At 39.3% G+C, this 19170-nt stretch carries 15 protein-coding genes, 1 other RNA gene and 1 other annotated feature; of the genes, 2 read left to right on the top strand and 14 right to left on the bottom strand.

All coding sequences use genetic code 11. From position 1 onward, the window contains the following. Positions 1–155 precede the first annotated feature (155 nt). Complete coding sequence (locus tag ACH6EI_RS01415) at positions 156–1433, top strand: replication-associated recombination protein A (protein WP_028411685.1); 1278 nt, start codon at positions 156–158, stop codon at positions 1431–1433. A 46-nt stretch (positions 1434–1479) separates the two neighbouring features. Here ACH6EI_RS01415 and pstA read toward each other — a convergent pair whose 3' ends face one another. From pstA to ACH6EI_RS01375, 8 genes are all read right to left on the bottom strand, one after another. Next, entirely contained in the window at positions 1480–2409 is a 930-nt protein-coding gene (gene pstA, locus ACH6EI_RS01410) for a phosphate ABC transporter permease PstA (RefSeq protein WP_025750576.1), read from the bottom strand. Continuing rightward, positions 2406–3293, bottom strand: a complete 888-nt coding sequence (pstC, locus tag ACH6EI_RS01405) for a phosphate ABC transporter permease subunit PstC (RefSeq protein WP_013059300.1) — start codon at positions 3291–3293, stop codon at positions 2406–2408. Before pstC ends, pstA begins: the two co-directional genes overlap by 4 nt. Positions 3294–3417: 124 nt before the next feature. After that, positions 3418–4302: a phosphate ABC transporter substrate-binding protein PstS family protein gene (locus tag ACH6EI_RS01400; RefSeq protein ID WP_033579664.1), complete on the bottom strand. Its 885-nt coding sequence runs from the start codon at positions 4300–4302 to the stop codon at positions 3418–3420. 421 nt (positions 4303–4723) lie between these two features. Further along, positions 4724–5488 (bottom strand): tRNA threonylcarbamoyladenosine dehydratase, encoded by a 765-nt coding sequence (locus ACH6EI_RS01395; protein ID WP_028411687.1) that lies wholly within the window; start codon positions 5486–5488, stop codon positions 4724–4726. 162 nt (positions 5489–5650) lie between these two features. Beyond that, a non-coding RNA gene (gene ssrS / locus ACH6EI_RS01390) (6S RNA) lies at positions 5651–5832 on the bottom strand. A gap of 119 nt (positions 5833–5951) precedes the next feature. After that, positions 5952–7730 carry an aspartate--tRNA ligase gene (gene aspS, locus ACH6EI_RS01385; protein WP_013059303.1) on the bottom strand — a complete coding sequence of 593 codons (1779 nt, stop codon included), beginning with the start codon at positions 7728–7730 and terminating at the stop codon, positions 5952–5954. 12 nt (positions 7731–7742) lie between these two features. Beyond that, the gene (gene hisS / locus ACH6EI_RS01380) at positions 7743–9011 is read right to left on the bottom strand and encodes a histidine--tRNA ligase (protein ID WP_028410586.1); all 1269 of its coding nucleotides are present in this window, start codon (positions 9009–9011) and stop codon (positions 7743–7745) included. A 68-nt stretch (positions 9012–9079) separates the two neighbouring features. Continuing rightward, positions 9080–9312 (bottom strand) — a binding site (T-box leader). Between the two features lie 87 nt (positions 9313–9399). Then, positions 9400–9576 (bottom strand): hypothetical protein, encoded by a 177-nt coding sequence (locus ACH6EI_RS01375; RefSeq protein WP_013059305.1) that lies wholly within the window; start codon positions 9574–9576, stop codon positions 9400–9402. Positions 9577–9742: 166 nt separating this feature from the next. On the opposite strand from ACH6EI_RS01375, the gene ACH6EI_RS01370 reads away from it, so the two are divergent. Further along, positions 9743–10627, top strand: a complete 885-nt coding sequence (locus tag ACH6EI_RS01370; RefSeq protein ID WP_223546263.1) for an N-acetylmuramoyl-L-alanine amidase family protein — start codon at positions 9743–9745, stop codon at positions 10625–10627. Here ACH6EI_RS01370 and dtd read toward each other — a convergent pair. The 6 genes from dtd to ACH6EI_RS01340 all read right to left on the bottom strand — a co-directional run bounded on the left by dtd (position 10618) and on the right by ACH6EI_RS01340 (position 19158). Continuing rightward, positions 10618–11079, bottom strand: a complete 462-nt coding sequence (dtd, locus tag ACH6EI_RS01365) for a D-aminoacyl-tRNA deacylase (RefSeq protein WP_028411689.1) — start codon at positions 11077–11079, stop codon at positions 10618–10620. The genes ACH6EI_RS01370 and dtd overlap by 10 nt on opposite strands. Positions 11080–11094: 15 nt before the next feature. Beyond that, positions 11095–13293: a RelA/SpoT family protein gene (locus ACH6EI_RS01360; protein WP_013059308.1), complete on the bottom strand. Its 2199-nt coding sequence runs from the start codon at positions 13291–13293 to the stop codon at positions 11095–11097. A 185-nt stretch (positions 13294–13478) separates the two neighbouring features. After that, positions 13479–13991 carry an adenine phosphoribosyltransferase gene (locus ACH6EI_RS01355; RefSeq protein WP_013059309.1) on the bottom strand — a complete coding sequence of 171 codons (513 nt, stop codon included), beginning with the start codon at positions 13989–13991 and terminating at the stop codon, positions 13479–13481. A 15-nt stretch (positions 13992–14006) separates the two neighbouring features. Beyond that, positions 14007–16349, bottom strand: a complete 2343-nt coding sequence (gene recJ / locus ACH6EI_RS01350) for a single-stranded-DNA-specific exonuclease RecJ (RefSeq protein ID WP_028411690.1) — start codon at positions 16347–16349, stop codon at positions 14007–14009. Between the two features lie 140 nt (positions 16350–16489). Continuing rightward, on the bottom strand, positions 16490–18727 hold the full coding sequence (secDF, locus tag ACH6EI_RS01345) for a protein translocase subunit SecDF (protein ID WP_028411691.1): 2238 nt from the start codon (positions 18725–18727) through the stop codon (positions 16490–16492). Between the two features lie 137 nt (positions 18728–18864). Then, on the bottom strand, positions 18865–19158 hold the full coding sequence (locus ACH6EI_RS01340) for a post-transcriptional regulator (RefSeq protein ID WP_028411692.1): 294 nt from the start codon (positions 19156–19158) through the stop codon (positions 18865–18867). Positions 19159–19170 lie beyond the last annotated feature (12 nt).

The following is a 19170-nucleotide window of genomic DNA, read 5'->3' as shown; positions in this document are numbered from 1 at the left end:
GTGATGAGTCGTTTTTTACTAAGCTATATGAACTTCTCTATACGCGTTTCTTGCAAATGTAACTGTTGATATTATAACATACTATGCCTATAAGATAAATTTCCACCACCTATTCACCTCTTGTGATACAGTGAAAGAAAAGAAAGGAGAAAAACATGTCTACAAAACCTCTCGCATTTCGAATGCGTCCGACTCATTTAGATGACGTTATCGGGCAGCAGCATTTAGTTGGCAAAGATAAAATGATTTATCGAATGGTAAAAGCAAATCACTTAAGCTCGATGATTTTATATGGGCCTCCAGGCGTCGGGAAAACAACAATTGCCACAGCTATTGCAAAAACAACCAACACGGCGTTTCGTCAGTTAAATGCCGTTGTAAACAATAAAAAAGATATGGAAATTGTCGCCGAAGAGGCCAAAATGTCAGGCAAAGTAATTCTTCTGCTAGATGAAGTTCATCGCCTTGACAAAGCCAAGCAAGACTTTTTGCTTCCTTATTTAGAAAACGGCATGATCATTCTAATCGGAGCGACAACAAGCAATCCTTATCACGCGATTAATCCTGCTATTCGAAGCAGATGCCAAATCTTCGAATTAAAATCTCTTACGCCAGACGATATCAAAATGGCGCTAACAAGAGCACTCAACGACTCATCCAATGGATTTGGGGATAGAAAAATTGCCGTAGAAGATGACGCCATGAACCACTTTGCCAACAGCTGTAACGGTGACGTGCGCTCGGCTTTGAATGCTCTGGAACTAGCTGTTTTATCAACAAGTGAAAGCGATGGTAAAATCGTTATTACCTTACAAACGGCAGAAGAATGTCTGCAGCAAAAGTATTTTTCACATGATAAAAATGGTGACGCTCACTATGATGTATTATCGGCTTTTCAAAAATCGATTCGCGGCAGCGACGTAAATGCCGCTCTTCATTATTTGGGACGGCTAATTGAAGCAGGAGACTTGATCAGCATCAATCGTCGCCTTTTAGTCATTGCCTATGAAGACATTGGACTAGCTGATCCGGATGCCGGCATGAGGACACTAGCAGCTATTCAAGCAACTGAGCGATTAGGACTTCCAGAAGCACGCATCCCGCTTGCAAACGCCGTTATTGAGCTTTGCCTATCACCGAAGTCCAACGCTGCTTACAAAGCATTAGATGAAGCGATAAGTGATATTAAAAAAGGGTTGTCCGGCGACGTTCCCATTCATTTGAAGGATGCTCATTACAAAGGAGCAGAGAACCTTGGACGAGGCGTTGAATATCAATACCCGCATGATTTTGATAACGGATGGGTCCTTCAACAGTATTTACCGGATCGCATCAAAAACAAACAATATTTTCATCCTAAACAAAATGGACAAGAAAAATACTTTTCAAAAGTTTTCAATCGTTTAGAGACATTAAAAAAAGAAAATGGCTGAAACTGTTGCTCAGTTTCAAAGCCATTTTCTTTTTTGTCTTTATCTATTAAGCTGCACTTTTAACGTCTTTTCGTTTTTTCGTTTTTGTTGAACCTTTAAAGTAGCTGTCTAAAAGTTTTGCTACTAAACGAGCGATGATATTAAACAACAGAACCATAATGATTAGAATAGCAGCTGACTTTGTTGCAATCAATCTCGCATCAGGTACAATTCCTTCAGAGTTTAATTTCCAAATGTGGACGGCAAGCGTCTCCGCTGGCCGAAAAATATTAAACGGGTTTACAGGACTCGTTAAGTCGGCATTTGAATTTAACATCGGCGTCGTTAAGCCAGCTGTATAAATCAGCGCAGCTGCCTCTCCAAAGATTCGTCCCGCTGTTAAAATAACGCCCGTGATAATTTGTTGAATCGCTGATGGAATCACTACTTTGACAATTGTTTGCCATTTAGTCGCACCCAAGCCTAAACTCGCTTCTTTTACACTCGCAGGAACAGATGCAATCGCACTTTCACATACGCGCGTTAAACCCGGTAAATTTAAAATTGTAATCACAAGTGCTCCGCCGATAAGCGTATAGCCCCAGCCTGAAAATGTGACGAAAATTAATAATCCAAATAAACCAACTACAATGGACGGTAATGACGCCATTGTCTCAATACATAAGCGGACGAAATTTAGGAAACGACCTTGCTTCGCGTACTCCGCTAAGTAAATTCCGGCTCCTAAACCAAGAGGAATAGAAATGATCAGCGTTAAAACAAGCATGTAAAACGAGTTAAACAGCTGCGGTCCGATACCGCCACCTGCCATCGTATTGCTTGGCTTTCCAAATAAAAAGTTCGGATCCCAAAATCCCCAGCCCTTGGCGATAATTTCAACAACTAAATACACTAATAGCGCCACAACTAGAGCGGCAATGCCATAAAAAATACCTGTCCATATATTATTTACTGTGCGTGCATTTTTGTTTCTCATTGATGAGCACCTCGTTTCCCAATTGCTCGGATAATTAAAATGAACACGAAAGAAATAAGCAGTAAAATCATGGCTAACGTCCACAATGCGTTATTCCATGCCGTTCCGTTTAACGTATTAGACATATCCATTGTTAAAATACCTGTTAATGTTGCCGTTGGGCTGTATAAGCTTTCAGGAAGCTTAACCGTATTTCCGATAACCATTTGCACAGCTAGCGCTTCTCCGAATGCACGGGCAAGCCCTAACACGATACCTGTTAAAATACCTGTTTTAGCAGATGGAATAATAACTCGGCTAATTGCCTGCCATCTTGTTGAACCTAGTCCATAAGAAGCTTCTAAATATTCAGGTGCTACGCTTCGAATTGCATCGTCAGCAATACTTGCAATTGTCGGAAGAATCATGACGCTTAAGACAATAATTCCGGCAATCAAACTAAAGCCCACTCCGCCGAAGTTATCGCGAAGAAGCGGCACTAAAATGGTAACCCCTAAAAGGCCGTATACCACTGAAGGAACTCCGACTAAAAGCTCTAAAACCGGTCGTAAAACCGTTGACCCAAATTTAGGCGAAATATAGTTGTTAAAAATGGCAATAGCAATTCCAATTGGAGCACTTATAATAACGGCTCCGATTGATACAAGCATGGAACCCAGAATAAACACAAGTGCCCCGTATTCTTTATTGTTTGGGCTCCATTTTGTTGAAGTCAACATTTCACCGATTGATATATTGCTTTGTAAAAATGACTGTATGCCTTTTTCACAAATAAATACGATAATAGCTAACGTAACAAGTACAATTAAAATACCGCAAAATGTAGAAAGCGTACGGCCAATGTATTCGCTTTTTACATAATTAATGGATTTTTTCCCCTTCATCGCTCTGTCTCCTTACATATTCAGTATATATTCGCTTTTCTTTTTATTTGCTATATACTTTATTAACATTCAAATAGAATAAGACTGACTGTGTTAGTCAGCCCTATTCTTTTTAAAAACACTTTTATTTTTTGAATTCAGTCATTGGGATATAGCCCATATCTTCTACTTGCTTAGCAAAGTCTTTACCAGATACATAATCAATGTACTCTTTTGCACCATCTTTTGGCTCACCGTTTGTAATCATGTACTCATAAGACCAGAACGGATATTTTTTAGAAACAATATTTTCTGTTGTTGGCTCCACACCATCAATATTAAGCATTTTTAAACTTTCTTTTTTATCGCCAATTAAATACGACATAGCAAGGTAACTTACTGCTCCTGGAGTTGAGTTTACTGATTGCTCAACCGCTCCGTTTGAATCTTGAGCTGTACCAACGCTGTCATTTACTTTTGCGTCACCCATTAATGTTTTCTCAAATGTAGCACGTGTACCAGATGATGCTGGACGGTTGATTACGTTAATTTTTTCGTCGTTTCCGCCAACTTCTTTCCAGTTTTTAATTTCACCAGAGAAAATCTTTTGAATTTGCTCTTTTGTTAACGATTCTACTTTTACATCTTTATTTACAACAAGTGCGAACCCAATGCCCGCTACTTTCGTATCGACAAGTTTATCTGCTTTTGATTTATCTTCGATTTTATCGGCTGCTGGAACGTCAGAGTTTCCAATGTCAACTGCTCCTGATGCTACTTGGTTAACACCAGTTCCACTACCTCCACCTTGTACCGTTACTGAAAGGTTTGGATATTTTTCCGTAATTCCATTCGCTGCTTCTTCTGCAAGTGGTTGTAAAGCTGTAGATCCCGCCGCTGTTAACGTACCTGACACTTCTTCTTTGCTGCCCGAACCACTGTCGTTGCTTGCTCCGTCTTTACCACATGCTGCTAGTGCTCCTACCATTAAAAAAGCTGCTAATGTTACTTTAAAACCCTTTGTTTTCATTACATTACCCTCCAATAAATATATGTGTAATTAGTACTAGTCCTTTGTACTCGAACAACAGGTACAAGACACATTATACGAGTAGATTGTTGTCTTTATATGAAGTGAATTTTAAGTTACTGTAAACTTACTTATTTGGGGTTTATTTTTTCTTATTTCTATCAAAACCCTTGATATATAAGACTTTCTGAATATTACTGTAGAAGATACAACAGAAAGAAAGCCAAAACGTAAATTTTATGTAAATAAAGCGTTAAATAAATTTACATAAATCTCTTTTTTTACTACAGTGTAAATTCACCATCAAGCCATATTTTTCAATTTATTAGTACTTTTTATACATATCAAACAGAAGATTCCATCCAAAGCATAAATAGAACAGATATTTCCATAAAAAAAGAAGGCTGCGATAGCCTTCTTTTTATTGATCACCTACGCGGCGAATCTTAATATTACTTAATAATTCATTGATAACATGACCGCCCATAATTAATCCCGCTACAGATGGAACAAAAGCATTAGAAGATGGGGGCATTTTCGCTTTTCGAATTTGCGCTTGATCGTTTCCTACTTCTTTGCGAACTTCTTCGCGAATAACGATTGGACGTTCATCAGAAAAAACGACGTTAATTCCTTTGCGAATTCCTTCTTTACGCAGACGAGTACGAACCACTTTTGCAATCGGATCTGTATGCGTCTTTGAAATGTCTGCAATTTTAAAACGTGTTGGATCCATTTTATTCGCAGCACCCATACTTGAAATAATCGGAATATCACGTTTTAAACATTCTTTCATTAAATGAATTTTATACGAAATCGTATCGGATGCATCCACTACAAAGTCCGGTTTGTAACTAAAGAACTCTTCATACGTTTCTTCCGTATAAAACATTTGAAGAGAAACGACGTCACAGTCTGGGTTAATATCCAAAATACGCTGTTTCATTAATTCTGTCTTGGGCTGACCTACCGTCGAAAGCAGCGCATGAATTTGACGATTTACGTTTGTAATATCAACATCGTCTTTATCTACAAGAATTAAACGACCTACTCCTGACCGAGCCAAAGCCTCAGCAGAAAACGACCCTACTCCTCCTATCCCTAAAATAGCAACCGTGCTGCCTTTTAAAGTAGCTAACCCTTCTTTTCCTATCGCCAGTTCATTACGCGAAAACTGATGCAACATGTTAAAACACTCCTCTATTAAATACACCAACGTGTATGATTAATTCAAATAAACAACGAAATTGACTATACCATATTTTTAGCAAAACGAACATGAGCATTCGTTATTTCTCCATAAAAAAACTCTATGCAAATCATTACATAGAGGATTTCTTATATGTATGCTAGTCCCGATCGTGCCGTCTCGAGTGCCTTCGTTTTGAACCCGCTCTCGGCAGGTGGGTGCTCTGCTTTAACCATTGTAAGTCCTCGAGATGAGGCATGTACGCTCGTTAAAAACTCCGAGCTCCCAAGCAAAAAATTGTTCGGTCAAAACTGGATTAAGGACGAACACATCAGGACTATTTAGTTCTTGAAAGTATCTTATCACAGAAAAAATCACTTTGCAATTAATAAGTAAAACAAAAAAAATCGAGCCTGTCGTGCTCCAGTGACAGGCTCGATTTAACAGATGGTTTAATCGATTACGCTTCTGTTTTTTGCTTTTTTACCTGCAAATGCAGCTCGTCTAATTGCGCTTCACTTACTTCACCAGGTGCGTTTGTTAATAGACAGCTTGCACTTGCTGTTTTAGGGAAGGCAATTGTATCGCGCAAGTTTGTGCGTCCTGCTAAAAGCATAACCAAACGGTCAAGACCTAACGCAATTCCGCCGTGAGGAGGAGTACCGTATTCAAATGCTTCAAGTAAGAAACCGAACTGCTCATATGCTTCTTCTAATGTAAATCCAAGCGTTTTAAACATTTTTTCTTGAATATCACGCTCATAAATACGTAAAGATCCTCCGCCAAGTTCGTAACCATTCAACACTAAGTCATATGCTTGTGCACGGACTTGTCCAGGATCGCTTTCTAACATTGGTAAATCTTCACGAACTGGCATTGTGAATGGATGATGAGCCGCGTAGTAACGGTTGTCTTCTTCGTCATGCTCAAGAAGAGGCCAATCTGTTACCCATAGGAAGTTAAATTTCGTTTCATCAATAATCCCTTGTTCTTTTGCAAGCTTTAGACGAAGAGCGCCAAGTGCATCTGCTACAACTGACTTTTTATCAGCTACAAATAAAAGTAAATCTCCTTCTTCCGTTTGAAGAGCTTCAGCAAATTGCTTTTGCTCATCTTCGTTGAAGAATTTTGCAATCGGTCCTTTTAAGCCGTCTGCTTCAACTTTCAGCCATGCTAACCCTTTAGCACCGTAAATTTTCACGAACTCTGTTAAAGCATCGATATCTTTACGTGAATAGCTAGAAGCGGCACCTTTTACGTTAATCGCTTTTACTTCTCCGCCGTTTTCAACTGCTGCGCTAAATACTTTAAACCCGCAGTCTTTCACAAGCTCTGATAAGTTGACTAGCTCCATTTCAAAACGTGTATCCGGCTTATCTGAGCCATAGCGGCTCATCGCTTCATCATATGACATGCGCGGGAAAGGCGTCGTTACATCTAAATCTTTTACGCGCTTCATTACTTTAGACATCATTTCTTCCGTCATTGTCATGATGTCCTCTTGAGATAAAAATGATGTTTCAATATCGATTTGAGTAAATTCAGGCTGACGATCTGCACGCAAGTCCTCATCGCGGAAGCAGCGAGCAATTTGATAATAACGCTCAACTCCGCTTACCATTAACAGCTGCTTAAAGATTTGCGGTGATTGAGGAAGAGCATAAAACTCACCTTCGTGTACGCGGCTCGGCACAAGATAATCGCGTGCACCTTCTGGCGTGCTTTTTGTTAAAATAGGTGTTTCAACATCTAAAAAGTCATTTTGATCTAAGAAGTCGCGAATTGTTTTTGTAATGTCATTGCGCATTTTAAGCGTGTTAAACATTTCAGAACGTCGAAGATCTAAATAACGATATTTTAATCGAACATCTTCTGATACTTCGGTTTGATCCGCAATGGCAAAAGGAGGTGTTTTGGCTTTATTCAACACCGTAATTTGCTCAGCGTGAACTTCAATTTTACCTGTTTTTAAGTTCGGGTTAACGGTTCCCTCTTCACGAGCTACAACAGTTCCCTGCACTTCCAGTACGAATTCATTACGTACATCTTCAGCAATTTTTAGCGCTTCAGCAGATTTTTCAGGATTAAATACAACTTGCACAACTCCGCCGCGGTCGCGTAAATCAATAAAAATTAATCCGCCTAAATCACGGCGCTTTTGAACCCATCCTTTTAATAGAACTGTTTCGCCAGTTGCTTGTTCTGTTACATCTCCACAGTAGTATGAACGTTTTGTCATCATGGTTCCCCCTTATACTTGTTCCTGCAAATAGCTAACCAATTGATCAATTGATACTTCTTGCTGTTCGCCAGACTCCATATTCTTTACGTTTACAACTTGTTTTGCTAGCTCATCTTCACCTAGAACAACAACAAATTTTGCTTGTACACGATCGGCTGCTTTGAACTGAGCTTTCATTTTTTTATCTTGATAATCTTTATCTGCTACAAAACCTGCACGTCGAAGCGTATTCACAATTGAAACAGATTTTTCTTTCGCCTCATCGCCCATTGTCACTACATAGCAATCTACGCCAGTTTCTACCGGAAGCTCAATTCCTTCTGCTTCCAATGCAGATAATAAGCGTTCAATGCTTAAAGCGAATCCGATACCTGGTGTTTCAGGTCCGCCGATTTCTTGAATCAGCCCATTATAACGGCCTCCGCCGCAAAGAGTTGTAATGGCGCCAAATCCTTCTGCTTCACTCATTAGTTCAAATGCTGTGTGATTATAATAATCTAACCCGCGTACTAGCGTCGGATCTACAACATAGTCAATGTCTAAATCGGTTAAGTACTGCTGTACTTTTTCAAAATATTCTTTTGAATAGTCGTTTAAATAATCAAGAATAGACGGCGCTGTAGCCATCAGTTCGTGGTCACGATCTTTTTTACAATCTAAAATACGAAGAGGATTTTTCTCCAATCGGCTTTGACAGTCGCTGCAAAACTCTCCGATGCGAGGTGCAAAGTGATCGATAAGTGCTTGACGGTGAGCTTGACGACTTTCTGTATCTCCTAAACTGTTAACAACCAGCTTTAATTTTTTTAATCCAAGCGATTGGTAAAAGCTCATTAACAGGGCAAGAACTTCAGCGTCGATAGCTGGATCATTTACCCCTAATGCTTCTACGCCAAACTGAACGAATTGACGGAAACGTCCCGCTTGAGGTCGTTCATAACGAAACATAGGACCGATATAAAACAGCTTTGTTGGCTGCGTTGGATTTCCAAACATTTTATTTGAAACAAATGATCGTCCAACTGCAGCTGTTCCTTCTGGACGAAGTGTTAAGCTGCGGTCGCCTCGATCCTTAAATGTGTACATTTCTTTTTGCACGATATCCGTTGTTTCTCCCACTCCGCGCAAAAATAATTCAGTGTGTTCAAACATTGGTGTACGAATTTCTTGGTAGTTGAACGCACGGCAGATTTCTCTTGCTCGCTGTTCAACAAACTGCCAATATTCTACTTTGCCCGGTAAAATATCTTGTGTGCCTCTAGGTATTTGAACTGACATAACGTGATATGCCTCCTATATTTAAAATTTACAATACAAAAAAACTCTCGCCTCTACTATTTTTCCATAGTAGGGACGAGAGTTAATCTCACGTGGTACCACCCTAATTGAAACATATGACATGTTTCCACTCATTTCGTTAACGCACGAACACGTTCATCTCCTACTAAGTTTCCCTTTTCAGAGTGAAGCCTCCTGAGTGTTCTTTCATAAAGTCATCATGTAGAAATGCTTTCAGCCTAAGACATTTCCTCTCTAGCCATGTGTCATCTTTACTACTTTTCTCGATCTTTGGCTTATCAATATAAAAATGTTATACATTCATTTTAATTTAGCAATTGCTTTCTATATTACGAATGAAATGAGCAGTTGTCAAGCACCTTTCATGTTAAGAGCGGTCTAATTGTTTTCTTAGTTTCTGAATATCTCGAAGCGTTAAACCAAATTCAGAAGCCAATTCAAGGGATGAAGCTTCACTTTCTCTATCAATAAAATCATGAAAATGAATGCCAAATACCGGATTTACCTGCTGAAATGATTGTTCACCTTTTTCACTAAACTTCATCGTTTCTTCCTCCCTGCCTACACTTACTTATCCTTTTATTAGCATTGCCCAAAAAAGATGTTTTTACATAAGAGAAAGGATTTTTTTTCTTTTCATCGAATACTCTATTTTGTTATAAAAAGGAGGTCTATCTATTCGCCATCTTAACATGAAGTCTGTATCTGTTTTGGCTGCAAGTATCCTTTTGTTACTGTGCTCTTCCTCATTTGAGCGCCCAAATGTACCGGTGCATCAACCCATTGTTGTAACAGCTGACTCTCTTCATGTACGCAGCGGTCCAGGACGTTCATTTTCAATTACAAATAAATTGACGAAGAATACAAGACTATCCGTTTCAGACCGTCAAGGAGATTGGTATTATGTAGAAAGCTCGGGTATTCAAGGCTGGGTGTTTAAAAAATTCACGAAAACCGTAGCGCTCCGTAGCGTTCAGCCCAGCATGCAGGTAGCGCAGCGCCAGCCTGTTTATACGCTGAGTAAAAGCTTGCAGCACCTAAAGGGCAAAACCATTATTATTGATGCAGGCCATGGAGGAAAAGACAAAGGAGCCATCGGCACACAGGGCACATATGAAAAAGATCTCACTCTCCGAACAGCGCTGATTTTACAAAACAAACTTCAAAAAGAAGGCGCACACGTCATTTTAACCCGCACCCGTGATGAGTACGTTCTACTTTCACAGCGCACGCTGCAATCGACTAAAGCAGATGCTTTTATAAGCGTTCACTACAACAGTACGAACAGCTCACAGCTAACTGGCCTTATGACGTATTATTATCATCAGCATCAGGACAGTCCACTCACACATTCTATTCATCAGTCACTCATTGAACATGCAAAATTGAAAGACAAAGGAGAACGATTTGGAAACTATTATGTTCTTCGCGAAAATACACGTCCGAGTACATTAATTGAACTGGGCTTTTTAAGCAACGAACGGGAAGAAACGTATATTAATTCCATCAGTTATCAGCAAATGATTACATCCGCTATCGCTGAAGGATTAAATCACTACTTTCAAAACAAAGAAAAAACGCAGACTCATCTGTGAGCCTGCGTTTTTTCTTTGCTTTCTACAATAAGTGTGACCGGTCCGTCATTCGTAAATGATACGTCCATCATTTCGCCAAATGCGCCGGTTTCTACTCGAATATTTTTTCCTGATAATACTTTATTAAAATAGTTGTAAATCGTTACAGCATGATCTGGCCTAGCAGCTTCCATAAAGTTTGGTCTTCTGCCTTTTCGGCAATCTCCGTAAAGCGTAAATTGAGATACCGATAAAATTTCTCCTTCTACATCTAGAAGCGACAAATTCATTTTGCCAGACTCATCTTCAAACACTCGCAAATTTACAATTTTGTCTGCTACATACTCTGCATCGGCTTCAGTATCCTCGTGGGTAATACCGACTAAAAGCATATATCCGTGCTCAATCTCGCCGACCGTCTCCCCTGCAACAGTTACTTTTGCATTCTTTGCTCTTTGTACGACTACTCTCATGTATAACGACCTTTCTTAATGCATAATTCGGCGAACTGAATAAATGTCTCGAAGCTGCTTAATGCGCTCGACCACTTTATGAAGATGACTGATGTTATGAATAGAAATTGACATATGAATCGTAGCCATTTTGTTTCGGTCCGATTTTCCTGAAACGGCTGAAATATTCGTTTTAGTCTCGTTTACAACCTGCAGAACTTCATTTAGTAAGCCTCGACGGTCGTAGCCCGAAATTTCAATTTCCACATTAAACTCTTTGCCTTCTTTAATATGTGTTTCCCACTCTACAGGAATAAGACGGCTTTCAGCATCATCTGTGTGAACGTTTAAACAATCTGCTCTATGAACAGATACTCCCCGCCCCTTTGTAATAAAACCAACAATCTCATCTCCGGGAACTGGATTACAGCATTTAGACAAGCGAATCAGCATGTTCTCTACACCCGGTACGATAACACCGGAATCTTTTCGTTTATGCTGGCGAACACGTTTAGCCGCAGTGTCGCGTGCAATGTCATCAATTTGGATCTCTTGTTCTTGATCGCGCTGCTTTCTCCACTTCTCGGTTAAACGATTAGCTACTTGAGCCGCAGTTAATCCGTTATATCCAATAGCTGCATACATATCATCTTCATTTGAGAAATTAAACTTCTCCGCTACTCGTTTGATATTATCAGCTGTTAATACTTCTTTTAAGTCAAACTCCATTTGACGAATTTCTTTTTCAACCAGCTCTTTGCCTTTTTCAATATTTTCATCGCGGCTTTGCTTTTTAAAGAATTGGCGAATTTTATTTTTGGCTTGAGACGTTTGAGCAAGCTTTAACCAGTCCTTGCTTGGACCATATGAATGCTTAGACGTCAAAATTTCGATAATGTCCCCCGTTTTCAAACGGTAATCAAGCGTAACCATCTTGCCGTTGACTTTTGCTCCAATGGTTTTATTTCCGATTTCAGAATGAATACGATAGGAAAAATCAATTGGAACAGAACCCGAAGGAAGCTCAATGACGTCGCCTTTTGGCGTAAAAATATAAACCATGTCAGAAAACAAATCAACTTTTAGAGATTCCATAAACTCTTCTGCATCGTTTGCATCATTTTGAAATTCTAAAATTTCTCTAAACCACGTTAACTTTTCTTCAAATGAAGCATGCTCAGCTGTTTTTCCCTCTTTGTAAGCCCAGTGAGCAGCAATTCCATACTCAGCAATTTGGTGCATGTCAAATGTTCGAATTTGAACTTCTAACGGATCACCTTTTGGTCCGATAACCGTCGTATGAAGAGACTGGTACATATTTTGTTTTGGCATCGCAATATAATCTTTGAAACGTCCTGGCATTGGTTTCCAGCACGTGTGAATAATCCCTAACACCGCATAGCAGTCTTTAATGCTATTTACAATAATGCGCACAGCTAGTAAATCGTAAATTTCATTAAACTGCTTGTTTTGCAGTGCCATTTTACGATAAATGGAATAAATATGTTTTGGACGTCCTGAAATTTCAACTTTAATCGACACTTCATCTACTTGCTCACGAACTTCATCAATAACTTCAGCCAAATATTGCTCGCGTTCCGCACGCTTTTTCTTCATCAAATTGACAATGCGATAATATTGCTGAGGATTTAAGTAACGTAAAGCTGTATCTTCAAGCTCCCACTTAATTTTTGAAATACCAAGACGATGAGCAAGAGGAGCAAAAATTTCAAGCGTTTCATTTGAAATGCGTCGCTGCTTTTCCTGCGGTAAATGCTTCAGCGTACGCATGTTATGAAGACGATCCGCAAGTTTGATCAGTATGACTCGAATATCTTGAGCCATTGCCACAAACATCTTGCGGTGATTTTCAGCCTGCTGCTCTTCTTTAGACTTATATTTAATTTTTCCAAGTTTCGTTACGCCGTCTACTAGCATTGCTACTTCTTCGTTAAAAGCTTTTTCTAAATCCTTTAGTGTTATCTCTGTATCTTCGACCACATCATGTAGAAATCCAGCTGCAATTGTTGCTGGATCCATATCTAGATCAACTAAAATTCCTGCGACTTGAATCGGGTGGATAATATATGGTTCACCCGACTTGCGATATTGTTCTTTGTGAGCTTCTTTTGCAAAATCATATGCTTTTTGTACAAAAGCCACGTCTTCTTCATTTAAATATCGCTTCGTATTGTCAATGACCTGTTCCGCTGTTAGGACTTGCTCATTTGCCATGAAATCACCTTTTATCAACTAGCATTTTTAATTCATATTGTAACTATTATCTTGAAAAAATCCAAGGATGTAAAGCCTTTGCGTCTAATTTATGAAATTTACATCATTTCCATTTTACGTATTCACGTTTTTTAACGAAAAAAGAGCACCTGTATCAGGTACTCTTTTTTATGTGATCGTTCTTCTTAATACGTCATTAATGTGAATACATCGTAACCGTCTAGTTTGTCACGGCCGTCAAGGTAAGAAAGTTCAATTAAGAACGCAGCTCCAACAACAATTCCGCCTAATTCTTCAACAAGCTTAATTGTCGCTTCAATTGTACCGCCTGTTGCTAATAAATCATCTGTAATCAACACGCGCTGACCTGGCTTAATTGCATCTTTGTGAATCGTTAATACGTCTTTACCGTATTCTAAACCGTAATCTACTTTAATTACTTCACGCGGTAATTTTCCTTCTTTACGAACAGGTGCAAAGCCGATACCTAACGCATATGCTACTGGACAACCAACGATAAATCCGCGAGCTTCCGGTCCTACGATAATATCAACTTGTTTATCATTGGCATATTTTACAATCTCATCCGTTGCGGCACGGTATGCGTCACCGTTATCCATTAATGTTGAGATATCTTTAAATGTAATACCTGGTTTTGGCCAGTCAGGTACAATTGTAATATAATCTTTAAAATTCATTCTAATGTTGCCTCCTCATTCAATCGAACGCTTAAAAATATCTTGAAATTGATTTTTAAGCTGTACATATGACGTATAAATAAAGTTTTTTTCTATTTCAATCTGCTGCTGCTTTTGGCGATAAGTCGCAGATTCTATTAAATCACGTTTCGTAGAATTTTTCACTAACGAAATTAAGCCATTGTTTATTGTAACAAATTCTAACTCAAAAAACACCTTTGCCATAAAATCAATCGTTTCTTTCGACCAGCCCTTATGAATTGCTAAATCTTCTTTGTAGCGTTTTAAATCAAAAGGACCCTTTTTCGCTAAAAAGCCGTAGAACCATTTAAAGTGATCGCGAGTTGGGATTGTATCAAAATAATGGTCTTCTTCCGTTAAGAAAATAGCGTATATCCTAGAAGGAATACCTTGGACAAACAAAGCTTCAAGCCACTTCTGTGACGGAGGCAAATCTAATAAAACGATCTGTTCTCCTGCAAACATGCATGCTTTTGCCTGTTCTTCATTTTGAATAAGAACAACATGTTCCATCGGCAGCATCGACTTGTATTTATCAATTGTTGAATCGTGAAAAGCAACAACTTTCATTTGATCTGTGAATACCTGTTCAAAGAAACGTTTGACATCAACCGCGCTGCGATAATCAAACATCTGCCACTCATCTACAGAGATATCTTCTACCATCAGCTGCGGTTTGCGCATATTGTTCCACTCATTAATGGATAGTTCACCTACTAATGATACCTTAGCTATAGGAGATACTTCATCTAATATATAGCCTAACCCAAATCCTACTGCATCAACCGATACACCGCTGTCTTCAAATACGAGTTTTAAATGATTTTTATTCGCACCAATTTTCCGCATAGATGTTGTATGAACATCTTTAATGAGAACTTTTGGCTTCGGATTATGCATACCAAATGGAGCAAGCGCACTCATTTGTTCAATGTTTTCCAGGGTAATTTCCTCTGTTTTGCATACTGTATCAACTGATGTAATTGGAATAAAGTCCTGTTGAGTTAACACGTTGCTTGCTTGTTCATTAAGGCGTCTGCGCAGTTCTTCTACATCCTCGCTGTTTAACGTCATGCCGGCTGCCATTGGATGCCCTCCAAAATGCGGCAAAATGTCACGGCATTTAGATAAGTTCGCGAATAAGTCAAAGCCTTGGATACTTCTTGCTGAACCTTTAGCAATACGGTTTTCAGAGTCAACACTTAATACAATTGTTGGTCTGTAGAACTTTTCTACGAGCCTAGAAGCAACAATTCCAACAACGCCTGCATTCCATCCTTCTCCCTCTACAATAAGAACGCTATTTTCATCCGGAGGATACATACTTTCAACAAATTCAACGGCTTCTTCCGTAATATCGTTTACGATTTGCTGCCTTTCCTTGTTTAACGCATCAATTTCTTTAGCTAAACCTTTTGCTTCTTCAGCATTTGTTGTCATAAGCAAATGAACAGCTGGATCAGCATCTTGAAGACGTCCTACTGCATTAATGCGAGGAGCCATGGCAAATCCAATTGTATCTTCAGTAATTTCTTCGCGTTTTACTCCACATACGCTCAGCAGCGCTTCAATTCCAGTACGCTTCGTGAGCTTGAGATAGTCAAGACCTTTGCGAGCAATTAAGCGGTTTTCGTCGACTAAAGGAACTAAGTCAGCAATCGTCCCAATCACTGCTAGTTCTAACAAATGTTCCGGAAGCTCCCCTAACAGCGCATGAGCAAGTTTAAAAGCAACTCCTACACCTGCCAGTTCTTTAAATGGATATGTACTGCCCGGCAGCTTTGGATGAATAATTGCATAGGCATCGGGTAAAACCGGACCCGGCTCGTGGTGATCAGTAATAATTAAATCAAAATCTAATTCACGTGCATACGCCGTTTCTTCGACTGCCGAAATACCTGTGTCTACCGTAATCACCAGCTGATAGCCGCCTGCGTTTATTTTATCAAATGCTGCCTTATTCGGCCCATAACCTTCTGTAAAGCGATTAGGAATATAAAAATCAGTATCAGCGCCGAGCTGCTGTAAAGCAGATAACATAACTGAAGTACTGCTGACGCCGTCCGCATCGTAATCTCCATAGATCATAATTTTTTCATTATGATCAATTGCTTGCTGAATACGAGCTACTGCTTTGTCCATATCGTGCAATAAAAACGGATCGTGGAACGTTTGTGCATCAACGTGTAAAAACTCACGTGCCGCTTCTACTGTTGTCATGCCTCTATTAAGTAATAACGAAGCTACTAGAGGTGTAATATTGAGGTTTTCTACAAATTCATTAACAAGTTGTTCATCACATTCTTGAACATTCCAACGTTTTTTTGACTGTAACATGTCTCTTCACCCCTTAACCCACATTATTATACTAGAGTGGATGAAATGGAGCAACGAAAGAAAATAAGCATATTTTTCTGACAGTGCGCCTTAAATTTTCACGTACAAAAAAACGTGCGAACACTTCGCACGTTTTTGAATTACTTGCTTTCTACTTCTTTTTGTTCCTCACGCTTCAACTGTTTACCTTTCCACACAAGCCATAGCTGCGCAGCAATAAACACAGATGAATATGCACCAAGAATTAAACCTACTAACAGGGCAATTGAGAAGTTTTGAATGGACTCACTTCCGAATACAAGAAGTGCTACAACTGCAATCACAACTGTTAACACGGTATTCATCGAACGAGTAAACGTTTCGCGTAAACTTAGATTTACGATAAATGCCAAATCGTCAAACGTTTTGGATTTGAATTTCTGCATATTTTCACGAATGCGGTCAAACGTAACGATTGTATCGTTAATTGAGTAACCAACAATCGTCAAGACAGCGGCGATAAACGTTAAATCTACTTCTAACTTTGTTAAGCTAAAGACCGTAACGATAAAGAACGCATCATGCAGCAGAGCAAGCACGGCTGCAAGCGCCATGTAAAACTCGAATCGAATCGTTACATAGATGATAATTCCAATTGAAGCAATCACGATCGCCATCATTGCATTTTTCGCCAGTTCTTTTCCAACTGTCGGCGAAACGGTGCTTACGTTTGGTTCAGAACCGTATTTGTCTTTAAAGTGGTCTTTTAAATTGGCAATTTCTTTTTTATTCAAGACCCCAACTACACGTACGACACCCGTATCATTACTTTTTCCTGTAATAACTATGTCATCCGTTTTGATATCAAGAGACTTCATTTCACGCTGTATCTCAGCCTGCGTAACGGTATGATTTGCGGGAATCTCTATGCGAGTTCCGCTCGTAAAGTCAATACCGAGGTTCAGCCTAAACACAGCAACCGAGATAATACCGATAATCACGAGCACGCTTGAGAATGTGAAGAACGCTTTACGGTATTTAACAAAGTCAATTTTATCCCACGCTGTAGGTAAAACGGTTGTGCCGTCATCTTTGCTTAAATCGTGAATTTGCTCTTTCTTCACGCCAAAGTAGCCTGGTTTTTTATCAAACCAGCGGCTGTTTACTAAAAGGCTCATTAATAAACGCGTACCGTATACGGCCGTAATAAAACTTAGCACAATCCCAATCATTAATGTTGTTGCAAATCCCTTTACTGAACTTTGACCATAAAAGAACAGTACAAGAGCCGCTAACATTGTTGTAATATTGGCATCAAAAATGGTCGCAAGTGAGCGACGATTTCCTGCCCGGTAAGCCGATATAACAGACCTTCCTGTTTTCAGTTCATCTTTAATCCGCTCGTAGGTAATAATATTCGCATCTACTGCCATACCTACGCCGAGAATAAGAGCCGCAATCCCTGGAAGCGTCATAACCACGTGCATCCAGTCAAATACAACTAAGTTTAAGTAGATATAAAAACTGAGTGTAATAATGGCAATAAGCCCCGGTAAACGGTAGAAAAACAGCATGTAAAGGAAGATAATTCCGATGCCGATAATACCCGCTAATATAGTCGTATGAAGAGCTTCTTCTCCAAACTGAGCTCCAACGGATGTAGAGTATAGCTCATCTAATTTAACTGGCAGCGACCCGGCATTTAACAATTCCGCCAGCTGCGTTGCACTTTTCACTGTGAAGTTTCCACCTGAAATTTCAACATCTGGCTGTGTTAACACGCTGCTAACAGAAGCTGCAGACAGGTACTTCGGATTTTGTTTTGCTGATTCTTTTTGGTACGAGTCTTTTCCTTCTTCATAATCCAGCCAAATGACAATTAAATTGTTAGGTGCTGGTTTTTGAGAAAGCTCTCGCGTAATCTTTTCAAATTTTTTCGCATTTTTTAACTTTAGTGAGACGCTAGGCTGATTGCTTTGGTCAAACGATTGCTTTGCTCCGCCTTGCGCTAAGTCTGTACCATCCATCAGCACCTTATCGTTCACGTCACGGAACGTTAAGTTTGCTTGAGTTGATAACAGATCCCTGGCTTGCTTTTGATTCGTGACACCAGCTAGCTGAACACGGATGCGGTCGTTTCCTTCAATTTGAATGCTGGGCTCACTAACTCCCAGTACATCGACACGTTGACGCAGCGCTTCAACCGTGCTGTTAAGTGCCTTTTTGTCAATGACATCGCCTTTTTTAGCTGGACTGACTTTATATAAAATTTCAAATCCACCTTGAAGGTCGAGGCCAAGTTTAATATCTTTTGTAATTCCAGTCATCGTTGTTCCGATTGTACTAAACACAAGCAGTACTAAGAGGAAAAAGGCAACGATACGTCCTCTTTTAACCATCGACAGAAAATCCTCCTTCTTATGTAAAAAACATGAAATGATAACAATAGATAAATGACCAATCTAATTATCATTCATAACCTAATGTCTGTCAAATAAAGACCTTATCAAATTTTAATACATGTATTTTACAAACTCTACTTTAATAATTCTTTCCAGTCTTCTCCATTATTAACACTTGAGAACATATCAGATTTATAAGATTCAATGGTTACATAGCTCATCACCTGCGTGATCTTAACAGATAAAATATCATTTACAACTTGATGGAGAGATAGCTCCTTTTCTTTTTTCCATTTTTTCATTTCCAAATAACTCAATAAATCGTTCTCCGTTACTTCTTCATATCCGAGCATATGAAATTCTTCCATTTTGCTGGATACGACAGGCTGTATAAGTTCTTTCGAAGCTGAAATAAATGGATGTGTCATATTGATCCTCCT

Origin of the sequence: Priestia sp. JSM ZJ58 (assembly GCF_044383985.1) — a bacterium.
Lineage (GTDB): Bacteria > Bacillota > Bacilli > Bacillales > Bacillaceae_H > Priestia > Priestia zanthoxyli.
This window is presented reverse-complemented; position numbering and strand designations above follow the sequence as displayed.